The 10,990-nt window shown below is 29.8% G+C and carries 14 protein-coding genes and 2 other annotated features; all 14 genes read right to left on the bottom strand.

The window, feature by feature from the left end:
• Window positions 1-432: 432 nt before the first annotated feature.
• The gene (locus CLCOS_RS10610) at window positions 433-1,377 is read right to left on the bottom strand and encodes a GNAT family N-acetyltransferase (protein ID WP_063601860.1); all 945 of its coding nucleotides are present in this window, start codon (window positions 1,375-1,377) and stop codon (window positions 433-435) included.
• 320 nt (window positions 1,378-1,697) lie between these two features.
• On the bottom strand, window positions 1,698-2,948 hold the full coding sequence (locus tag CLCOS_RS10605; RefSeq protein WP_063601859.1) for a DUF1015 domain-containing protein: 1,251 nt from the start codon (window positions 2,946-2,948) through the stop codon (window positions 1,698-1,700).
• A gap of 11 nt (window positions 2,949-2,959) precedes the next feature.
• Window positions 2,960-3,886, bottom strand: a complete 927-nt coding sequence (locus tag CLCOS_RS10600) for a D-2-hydroxyacid dehydrogenase (protein ID WP_063601858.1) — start codon at window positions 3,884-3,886, stop codon at window positions 2,960-2,962.
• A gap of 20 nt (window positions 3,887-3,906) precedes the next feature.
• Window positions 3,907-4,977, bottom strand: a complete 1,071-nt coding sequence (locus CLCOS_RS10595; RefSeq protein ID WP_013236798.1) for a pyridoxal-phosphate-dependent aminotransferase family protein — start codon at window positions 4,975-4,977, stop codon at window positions 3,907-3,909.
• A gap of 111 nt (window positions 4,978-5,088) precedes the next feature.
• Window positions 5,089-5,284 (bottom strand) — a binding site (T-box leader).
• Window positions 5,285-5,362: 78 nt separating this feature from the next.
• Window positions 5,363-5,559: a binding site (T-box leader), on the bottom strand.
• A 100-nt stretch (window positions 5,560-5,659) separates the two neighbouring features.
• Complete coding sequence (locus CLCOS_RS10590) at window positions 5,660-5,848, bottom strand: hypothetical protein (RefSeq protein WP_063601857.1); 189 nt, start codon at window positions 5,846-5,848, stop codon at window positions 5,660-5,662.
• A gap of 26 nt (window positions 5,849-5,874) precedes the next feature.
• The gene (locus CLCOS_RS10585) at window positions 5,875-6,060 is read right to left on the bottom strand and encodes a hypothetical protein (protein ID WP_013236796.1); all 186 of its coding nucleotides are present in this window, start codon (window positions 6,058-6,060) and stop codon (window positions 5,875-5,877) included.
• A gap of 119 nt (window positions 6,061-6,179) precedes the next feature.
• Window positions 6,180-6,962, bottom strand: coding sequence for an EFR1 family ferrodoxin (locus CLCOS_RS10580; RefSeq protein ID WP_063601856.1), 783 nt, complete (start codon window positions 6,960-6,962; stop codon window positions 6,180-6,182).
• Between the two features lie 75 nt (window positions 6,963-7,037).
• Window positions 7,038-7,721 (bottom strand): hypothetical protein, encoded by a 684-nt coding sequence (locus CLCOS_RS10575; RefSeq protein ID WP_063601855.1) that lies wholly within the window; start codon window positions 7,719-7,721, stop codon window positions 7,038-7,040.
• A gap of 18 nt (window positions 7,722-7,739) precedes the next feature.
• Entirely contained in the window at window positions 7,740-8,291 is a 552-nt protein-coding gene (locus CLCOS_RS10570) for an NAD(+) diphosphatase (protein ID WP_063601854.1), read from the bottom strand.
• Between the two features lie 133 nt (window positions 8,292-8,424).
• Entirely contained in the window at window positions 8,425-9,117 is a 693-nt protein-coding gene (gene sfsA, locus CLCOS_RS10565) for a DNA/RNA nuclease SfsA (protein WP_063601853.1), read from the bottom strand.
• Window positions 9,118-9,204: 87 nt separating this feature from the next.
• Window positions 9,205-9,477 carry a pro-sigmaK processing inhibitor BofA family protein gene (locus CLCOS_RS10560; protein ID WP_013236791.1) on the bottom strand — a complete coding sequence of 91 codons (273 nt, stop codon included), beginning with the start codon at window positions 9,475-9,477 and terminating at the stop codon, window positions 9,205-9,207.
• A 127-nt stretch (window positions 9,478-9,604) separates the two neighbouring features.
• Complete coding sequence (locus CLCOS_RS10555; protein ID WP_013236790.1) at window positions 9,605-9,892, bottom strand: DUF2508 family protein; 288 nt, start codon at window positions 9,890-9,892, stop codon at window positions 9,605-9,607.
• A 104-nt stretch (window positions 9,893-9,996) separates the two neighbouring features.
• Complete coding sequence (gene recR / locus CLCOS_RS10550) at window positions 9,997-10,593, bottom strand: recombination mediator RecR (RefSeq protein ID WP_013236789.1); 597 nt, start codon at window positions 10,591-10,593, stop codon at window positions 9,997-9,999.
• Between the two features lie 48 nt (window positions 10,594-10,641).
• A complete protein-coding gene (locus CLCOS_RS10545) occupies window positions 10,642-10,986 on the bottom strand; it encodes a YbaB/EbfC family nucleoid-associated protein (protein ID WP_013236788.1) in 345 nt (114 codons plus the stop codon).
• Window positions 10,987-10,990: the final 4 nt, after the last annotated feature.

Genomic DNA, 10,990 nt, shown 5'->3' with positions numbered 1-10,990 from the left:
GTATTGACTCTTCTTATTACGAAATTACTTTTTTAGCTGCTCTCGCAGCTCAAAAGAATTGCTGGTTTATTCTAAATAAGTTGTACTTATATCTTCCTCTGTTTAATTTTCAAGGATCATTTTGCCGTCTCACTTCGACAGCTTTTATAGTATATCATCTGAGTTTTAATCTGTCAACATATTTTTTTATTTCTTATAAAATATATAAAACATATTGGCTGAAACCTTTTTTCTCAAGACAACGAAGATTATTATACCACAGGTTAAAGTTCTATAATCCATAATAATTTAAAAATTTTAAGTTTATATCACTAATACTTCTATATTCTATTTATTTCTACATTTTTTATATAAAGATACACATGGATATGTTTATGTAATTTATACTTACAAACTCCTGCTTTTAAAGAACAAACCTTGCTTTTTTTATTATTATCCTATTGGATTAATCTTATTAAAAGTTAAATGATCCTGCCACTTTCCATTTATAAATATGTACTTTTCATTCAATCCAATTTCCTTAAACCCACAACTTAAAAGAACTTTCTGAGATCTTACATTATCTATTAATGTAGAAGCTTCTATTCTATGAAGGTCCATTTCATTAAAAGCATACTCAAGGGTTAATTTTAATGCCTCTTTCATATATCCCTTCCCCTGCTCATCTTCATCTATAGAATATCCTACAAATGCGCTTTTAAACACTCCCATAACTATATTAGATATCTGTATCTTTCCTATAAACCTTTTATCCTTATATATTCCAAGATTCACACTTTTGCCGCTCAAAAATTCCCTGTAACTTTCAATTAAAATTCTCTTTTGAATATCTAAAGTATAAAAATTTTTTTCACGGTCAGGCTCAAATTTACTCAGATAATCTTTATTCTTTATATAATAATTTAGTACACTTTCTGCATTTTCTGGCGTTAGTACTGAAAGGTTTATCTTACTACCTTTTATATGTAATCCCCTATTAATGCTTATGTTTTTAAATTTATCTAGTTCTAACCCAAATAATATTTCATTTTTATATCCAAAATCAGACTTAATACTATTTGCTATTATACCTTCGAGTTCAAATCCTAGATCTGTAAATGCAGCTATATTTATATCTTCATCTGCTAATATATTTATTTTATTTAAGTTAGCATTTTTAAAAAGTATTTCTATAAATATACTAAGTGAATTTTTAAGCAACCTGTAACTAGACTCCCCCCACTTATAAAATTTTATTCTAAGTATACAGCATTTATTTTTAGAGGAAATTTCAATTATGAACACCCGTCCTAAAGTTATGCCACAGTTATCTCTTATTATATATTCACTATTACTCCCACTAACTAAACTAATGGTTACAAGTTGTTCTTTAAGCATTTCTATCTCTCCCAATTAAATCAATACTATAGAAATTCCAATTTAAAAATTAATTTTTATATTTTTGTATATACTAATTTAAAATTAAACTTTCTTAACTAATTATAACATAAAAAATGGCTATTATTTTATCAGTAAAAATGCTTTTTCTTCCTTAATACTAGTTATAATAATCTTTCCATTAAATAAAAACTTCAACCTAACAGGCTGAAGCTTTATTTAATATTATCCTATATATTATAAAGTTAACTGGTCTATAGTGATTCTAATTGAATTTTGTTAGTATAAGTAAATTTTCTACTTAGAACCATATATGATATTTACTTTAATTCATGAATGAATAAACCACTTCTAAGTTTAGGTTCAAACCAGGTGGATTTAGGAGGCATTACTTTTCCTGCGTCAGCAATTCCCATTAAGTCATCTAATGTAGTTGGATACATGGAAAAAGCAACTCCTTCTCTCTCCTTGTCTACCCTTTTTTCCAATTCATTAAGTCCCCTTATTCCTCCTACAAAATCAATTCTAGAATTTGTACGCGGATCATCTATCCCAAGAATTGGATTGAGCAAGTTGTTTTGAAGGACAGAAGCATCTAGTTTTTCAACAACATCACAAGGATCATAAGTACCCTCTTTTGCTTCAATCTCATACCACTTTCCACCTAAATACATGCCATAAGTATGTTTCTTAGACGGTCTATAAGGATCTTTACCTTCATATTCTTTCACATTAAACTTTTCTGAAATCTTATTCATATATTCATCACGAGTAAGCCCATTTAAATCTTTTACAACTCTGTTATAATCCATGATACTTAACTCTGAATCTGGGAAAAGTACAGACAGGAAGAAATTAAATTCTTCATCTCCCTTGTAACGTGGATTTTCCTTTCTTCTTTTAATACCAACTTTAACTGCAGAAGCTGTCCTGTGATGACCATCTGCTATATAAAGACTGTCTATATTATTAAATAACTGACAAATAGTACCTATTACCTTGTCATCATCTATAACCCATACAGTATTTGTAACGCCGTCCTCAGCCACAAAATCATAAACCGGTTTTTTTTCATTAGTCCATTTATCTACTATATTATTTATTTTTTCATTATATCTATATGTCAAAAAAATTGGTCCTGTATTTGCATCACAAGTATCAACATGATTTATTCTATCCTGTTCCTTGTCTTTTCTTGTAAATTCATGCTTTTTTATTTTATTATCAATATAATCATCTATGGAAGTACATCCTACTATACCTGTCTGCGCCTTCCCATTTCTAATCAGTCTATATATATATAGATTTTTCTTATTATCTTTTATAAGCAAATTATTATTTATCATGTTTTGCAAATTTTCATTTGCCTTTTCATATACCTTTTTATCATAAGGATCTACATTTCTGTCTAAATCAATTTCAGCTTTATCTATATGCAAAAAAGAATATGCATTATCTTTTGCCATTTCTCTTGCCTCTTCACTATTCATAACATCATAGGGAAGTGCAGCTATTTTACAAGCTACATCTTCCCTTGGTCTTATGGCTTTGAAGGCTTTTAAAGTTGCCATTTTAGTCCTCCTTATGCATTAACCAAATTTTTATCTAAACATTTTTCAACTATATCTACAATTTCCATTCCAATTCTCTTTTGAGCCTCAACTGTTGAACCACCTATATGAGGTGTTACTGATACTCTATCATTATTTAAGAGTTCTTCACATGGATTAGGCTCATTTTCAAATACATCTAGTGCAGCGCCTGCTACCTTTCCTGTATTTAATGCCTTTGCTAGAACTTTCTCATCTATAACTCCGCCTCTTGCACAGTTTACTACAAAAACTCCATCTTTCATAATGTTGAATTCTTTTTCTCCTATTACAGCTCCCTGCTCTTTATTAAAAGGTATATGAACAGATATATAATCTGCCTTCTTTAACAAATCGTTGAGTTCGCAGAATTCATAATTATTATACCCCTTTGCCATACCAAGAATGTCTGTATATATTATCCTCATTCCCATAGCAGCTGCTCTCTTTGCAACCTCTTTTGCAATTCTTCCAAATCCTATAAGCCCCAATGTTTTTCCATACAATTCTACGCCTTTATATTTCTTTTTCTCCCATTTTCCATCTCTCATAGTTACATTGGCTATATTAATATATCTTGATACTGCAAATATGTGGCCCATAGTAAGCTCTGCTACTGACACAGTACTAGCATTTGGAGTATTTCTAACTGTTATTCCGTTTTGAGTAGCATACTTTACATCTATATTATCTACTCCAACCCCACCTCTTATTATAAGTCTTAAATTACCTTTTTTAGCCTCATCTATAAGTGGTTTTCTTATTTTAGTAGCAGATCTAACTACTATTACATCAAATTCTTTTATTTTTTCCTTTAATTCATCTTCTTCAAAATGTTTGTCTACAACTTCATAGCCATCTTCTATTAATTTATTTAAAGCTTCTTTTTCCATTCCATCACTAACTAATACTTTTATCATTTCCCTAGCCCCCTTAAAACTTATAATCCTAATATTTCATTAATATTTTCCAAAAGTTCTTTTATATCATCAAGAGTACAATCAGCCATATGAGCTATTCTAAATGCTTTCCCCTTTAATTTTCCGTATCCATTTGATATCTGGAATCCTCTTTCACCCAACTTTTTATTAAGTTCTGCTACATCTATATCCCTAGTATTCTTTATATTAGTAAGAGTATTTGAAAGATATCTTTCATCTGCAAATAATTCAAAATACTTTTTAGCCCATTCTCTCACATATTTAGCCATTTCCAAATGTCTATTATATCTATTTTCAAGCCCCTCTTCTAAGATTCTATCCAATTGATAATCCATTGCAAACATATGTGAAAGGGATGGAGTAGATGGATATTGATAATCTTTCTTTTGTATATAATTATATATTGAAAGTAAATCCAAATAATATCCTCTAAATTTTACATTTTTTGCTCTTTCTACTGCTTTTTTTGAAAAAGAGCATATAGCCATTCCTGGAGGAAGTCCTAAAGCTTTCTGGCTCGATGTCAAACATATATCAATGCCAAGCTTATCCACTTCTATTTTAGTACCTCCCATGGAGCTAACTGTATCTACACACCATACTATATCTGGATATTTTTTTACTACTTCTGCTATTTCTTCTATTGGATTCATAACTCCTGTAGAAGTTTCATTATGAGTTATACAAAGTGAATCATATTTTCCTGTAGCTAAAACTTTGTCTATTTCATTAACATCTGCTGCCTTACCCCATTCTACTTCGTATAAATCTGCTGGTACGTTATTACATTCTGCAATTTGATGCCATCTTTTTCCGAAAGCTCCTATTGAAAAAACTGCTGCCCTCTTAGCTGTACTACATCTTATAGCACCTTCCAACAGTCCTGTTCCAGATGATGTTGAAAGTAAAATTTCTTCCTTTGTATGAAATACTTTTCTCATCTTGTCACTAATGTCTCTTTGAAGCTTGGAAGCTTCTTTGCTTCTATGTCCTATCATAGGTGTAGCCATCTTCTCTAATACATCTTCTCTAACTTCTACTGGTCCAGGAATAAATAATTTCTTATGCATGTTTTTACCTCCAAATAAATTTATTTAATTAATAATCTAATGTTATTTAACAGTTTAAAGTTCTACACTGATAAAGCGCGTGTTGTAAAAAATAAAAGCCAACCAGATCCCTTTAGGGACGATTGCCTCGCGTTGCCACCCTTGTTGGTTATAATAATATAACCCTCTCATTAAAATAACGGTTTTTCCGTATTATTCATCATAATAATTCTCCAAGGTGGATTCACAAAAGCATCGGTATCAGTTTACACCTTCCACTGACTCTCTACTACCTAACTTACGCTACTATTCTCTTCATAGAATAATATTAAATTTGAAATACTATTAGCAAAATATTTAGCATATGAGAATTTACTATAAATAAAAAAGAACCAATCAAATCCCACATAGGGACGATTGGTTCGCGTTGCCACCCTTATTAGTTATATATAATATAACTCTCTCATTAAAGTAACGGTTTTTCCGTATTATTCATCATAATAATTCTCCAAGGTGGATTCACAAAAGCATTGGTATCAGTTTACACCTTCCACTGACTCTCTATTACCTAACTTATGTTACTATTCTCTTCATAGAATAATATCAAATTTGCTAACGTTTGTCTTTCATTGGTATTATTATATAGTTTATATTTTTATATGTCAATACATATTTTTAAAATTTAAAAAATAATTTTTAATAACTATGTTTGGTCTAAACTAGTTAAGACTTTGTCATAAAGATCTTTAATACATATGCCATTTTGCAAGTTTCTGCAATTAGTACAGCTTTTAGTGTCAGAATTTCCCATGCCAGAATTAAATGAAATATCTTTTCTTTCATATCCCGGACAAGAATTAGCAACACCTACCATTTGACCTATACTTCCCATTTTAGCTGCCCCTTTCACTGTTAAATTTAATTCATACTTATCACTTGTTCAATTTTGTAAAGCAAATCTTTACTGCATTTGTTATTTACAAAATTCACACAATTACTGCAACTTCCTGAGATATAGCTTACCTGTAATCCCAGAATACTATTTTTAGATTCATATTCTTTACAATTTTCTGCAACAATTCTTTTATCTTGGGCTGAAATCATAAAACTCACTCCTGAAAAATATTGTATTTTTATTATTCCCAAGCTAAAAAATTTAATTCTAAAATAGCCTCCAACATTAGAATTGTTAGAAGCTATTTGTGTAATTCAGGATCAAAAATTTATTTATTCAGATCTAATACCTGTATAATATTTTTTTGAGTTTGATCTATTTTCTTACCTCTGTATCTTACTGCATTTATTGGGCATATATGTATGCATCTTAAACATAAAATACATTTACTATGAAAAACTGCATGTCCATTTTCAAATGTTATATTACCTTGAGGACAATTTCTAAGGCATAACCCACATTTAATACAATCTTTAGTTGATGATATATTTCTAGATAATTTAGGAACCCTACCTTTGAACACGCTGTGCAGTACTTTATTAAATTGAAGTCTTATTAAAGAATTAGATTCTTTTACAATCCTCCCTTTTATAAAGTTTTCCACTATATTCGTAATCTTTTTATCAACAGAAATAAGCAAATTTTCTATTTCACTTTCATTATATTTTTTACCTATAAAGAAGTAAAAATTATTAGGCATTTTTATGCTAATCTGTATAGATGGTACATATCCTTTCTTTTTTAAACATCCTGCAACAAAACAAGAAGCTGAAGATGATGAAGCACCTTGTGTAGAATATACTATAACCCTTACATTCTCTTTTGTATTATTCAGTCTATTTAAAAAATTTGTTACAATTTTTGGTGGTAACTTCCAATGTACAGGAAAACCAATGATTATAAAATCATATTTTTTTGTTTTTCTTTCTTCTAGAGATTGAATATACGCTAAGTCTATATCTACGTTATAAAGCTGAAATTTTTCCTTAAATCTATCAGCCACCCACTTAGTATTTCCCGTACCACTAAAATAATATAAAATACCTTTCATACTAATTTAATCTTTTATTTTTAAATAATCAAAATAAAAGTAGTTGCTCCTCTCCCTATAATATACTGTAAATATTTATTCTGGTCTTCTATTTTTACATTTTTTCCTATGTTCAATCATAATTTGTCTTAAAATTTCAGCCGAAGTAGGAGGTGTAAAAGCTACAGCATTAGCTCCTGCACGTATAGTTTCTCTCATATTTTCCTCTGTGGGTCCTCCTGTAGCTATTATTGGGAAATTAGGATACTGACTTCTAACTTTTTTAACTATTTTAGCAGTTTCCTCAGCTCCAGACACATTTATTATAGTAGCCCCCGCTTCTATTCTCTTTTGTACATCCTCATATTCAGATACTATTGTCACTATTATTGGTATATCTATGCTATCTCTCATTTGCTCTATAACTTCATTAGATGTAGGACTATTTACAACAACTCCCATGGCACCTTTAAATTCTGCATCTAATGCTAAATTTAAAATTCTTTTGGCTGTTGAAATTCCGCTTCCAACACCACAAAAAACAGGTATATCTGCGGACAAAATAATTGCATGTGTTATAAGTGGCTGTGGTGTAAACGGATATACAGCAATAACTGCATCTGCATCAGTATTTTTTATAATAGCTACATCTGTAGTGAATAAAAAAGACTTTAGCCTTTTTCCAAATATTCTTATTCCACTTGCTTCTCTAATAACTTCAGGTACTCTAATCATATGCTTTCTTTCAATTCCATCTACTTGCGGTATATATTTAGCCATGTTTTCCCCTCCTTGTATTTAACTATCTGTTTGACAATTGTTATTATCACATCTATAGGCTTTTTCTCCAGTATAGCCTAATTCCTTTAAAACCTTCCTAACTATTCCCTTTCCAATTTCATCTTCTTTCATTTCACATAGTGCATCTTCTATATATCCCCAATTTACCCATTCCACTTCTGCAGATTTTTTTATATTTCCACCATCATACTTCGCCATGAAAGTAAGCATTATTATTTCTTTATTGTTATTCTTTACATATTCGCTTCCTAAATATTTCAAATCCTTTACCTTAAGTCCCGCTTCTTCAAATACTTCTCTATGCACAGTTTCTTCTACTGTTTCTCCATTTGTAACATATCCGGACAATAAAACTTTAGAATCTTTAAATATATAACTTTGTTTTAATAACAATATTTTATTTTCCTTTATTACAGCCACTATCACACAAGGTCTTGGAGTATCAAAATACATTATATCATCTTTAGGACAATAAGGTACTCCACCTTCATCCCAGCTGTATTTTTCCTCCAGCTCTCCTCCACACATAGGACAATATTTAAATTTCATATACACACTGCTTCATAAAGCAGCTACACCTCCTTAACCTGAATAAATAAAATTTTCCAAAATTTATATATTAATTATACTATAAAATTAGGGAGTACATTATAAAATATATATTAAAATAGTATTTTTTTATTTATAGGCATACTTTTATTTCATTCTTTAATATTATAAAATTTTCACCTAAAAAACAATCATAAGCAAGAATTTTTACCCCTTCTTTATCAGCATATCTAAGATACTCTCCAAACTTTTTATCAATTTCATCGTAAGGCTTGAAACACTTAATGCCTTCCATTTGAATTAAAAATAAAACTGCAGCCCCCATATTAGATTTTTTCACTTGCACTAATTCCAATAAATGTTTTCTTCCTCTTTCTGTAGGTGCGTCTGGAAACCTGGCAACTCCATTTTCTTCAAAAGTAACTCCTTTTACTTCAAGATAATATTCTTTATTATCTTTATCCAATAACTTAAAATCAAACCTGCTGTTTCCGAAAGTTTTTTCCCGCTCTATGTTTTTACAATCTCTAAAATAACTTATTTTGTTCATTTTTAACGCTTCATCTACAATTCTATTTGGAATTTGAGAATCTATATTTATTAATCTTGTTCCCTTGTAGGCAGCTATTAAATCGTACTTTGTCTTTCTATTTGGGTTATTTTCCTCTCTTAAAATTACTGTAGTTCCAGGTATAAGAATTTCCTTGCACCTTCCTGTATTAGGTACATGGATCATTAGCTGTACGCCATCTATATTTACATAGGCTTGAAATCTGTTAGGTCTGCTAATAAATCTAGCTTTTACTATTTGTTTGTTAAATATCAATACACCATCTCCAATAAAACCAAATTTAAGTTAATCAAAATAAAACCACCCTTTTAAAAAGTAAAAAGTGGTTTATTAATAAGAATTTTAGAGAAATAGTTTAAATATTATAAGAAATATCACTCCTGGTATTCCAAAAAATCCTGCAATAAGTGCTGTAATTGCATTAATACCTATACTAAATGAAAAGTATTTTCCTATTAAATTCACTATAACTAGCAGTACTACACCAAGTACAGCATTTATAATAAGTTTAAATAAAATTTTTAAAGGCCACGAAAATACTTTTACTAAAACATAAAGTCCTAATATGGCAATTAAAAAATATCCTATATACTGAAACATATCGCTTGTTAACATATTGCTTATTCCTCCTCATTTTTCTTATAGTAAAACATTTAAATAAAAAACTTAATATAAATACTATCTAATTTATATTCTAACAATTAAAAAATATTAATAAAAGGAATAAGCTAAAAATTTTTATTTAAGATGATTTTTTATTTTCCTTTAAATTAGGAAACATACTATTGTAATTCAAATCTATTCCATTTTTCTTTACTTCATTTAATAAATACATATATTTTGATTTTGCTGCTTCTTCCATATATATAGCGTAATCAACCAAGTGTGGATCTTTCACGGTATCAAAGTATATAGCACATCTTTCCAACTCTTCCCTAGCTTCATTTATATCATTTAATAATCTTTTTTGATTTTTTGTGTATTTCGAATTTTTTGCCAACAAATATTTGATTATATTATACTTGTTCATAAAATCAGAATCCTCCTAAATTATGTGTTATTTTAATAATTGACATAAATTAGCGTCAATATACATTGTTAAAGAATCCTGATTTAAACGCATTATAATTTACTTTATATCTCTACTCTACCTTCTAGTGCTTTTGACAGAGTGATTTCATCTGCATATTCTAAATTTCCACCAACAGGAATACCATGAGCTATTCTAGTTACCTTCACTCCAAGGTGTTTCAATATTTTAGATATATACATAGCTGTAGCTTCTCCTTCTACATTTGGGTTAGTTGCAACTATGACTTCTTTTACATTTCCATTAATTCTTGTTATAAGTTCCTTAAGCTTTATATCATTAGGCCCTCTTCCTGCCATAGGTGATATATTGCCGTGCAGCACATGATAAACACCATTGTACTCTTTAATTCTTTCCATAGCCATTATATCCTTAGGCTGTTCTACTACACATATTACGCTCTTATCTCTATTTGGATTTGAACATATAGCACAGGGATCTGAATCTGTAAAATTTCCACAAACAGAGCAGTATCTTATAGTACCTCTTGCATTAACTAAAGCTTTTGCAAACTCCTTTACTTCATCACCTGGTAAATTCAATATATAAAGGGTAAGTCTTTGAGCTGTTTTATAGCCTATTCCCGGTAACTTCGCAAACTCTTCTATTAATTTTTCAATAGCTGCAGGATAAAAATCCATAGTATCACCTCAATTTAAAACCCCATCAATAAGATGGGGTCCATAATCTTAAAACATTCCTGGTATATTAAGTCCACCAGTTACTTTTTGCATTTCAGAAGCAGTCTCCTTTTCTGCATTCTTAAGTGCCTCATTACATGCAGCTAAAATTAAATCTTGAAGCATTTCTACATCTTCTGGATCTACAACTTCTGGTTTAATTTTTATATCTACTATTTCTTTTTTACCATTTACTGATACAGTAACTGCTCCACCGCCAGCAGTAGCAGAAAACTCTTTATTTTGAAGTTCTGATTGCATAGTCTCCATTTGTTTTTGAAGTTTCTGGGCTTGCTTCATTAAATTATTCATATTTCCGCCGCCACCAAAATTAGGTATTCCGCCTCTTGCCATAGTA

The organism is Clostridium coskatii, from assembly GCF_001675205.1.
GTDB classification, from domain to species: Bacteria; Bacillota; Clostridia; order Clostridiales; family Clostridiaceae; genus Clostridium_B; species Clostridium_B ljungdahlii.
Note: the sequence above shows the minus strand (reverse complement) of the source record. Positions and strands in the feature narration are given on the sequence as shown.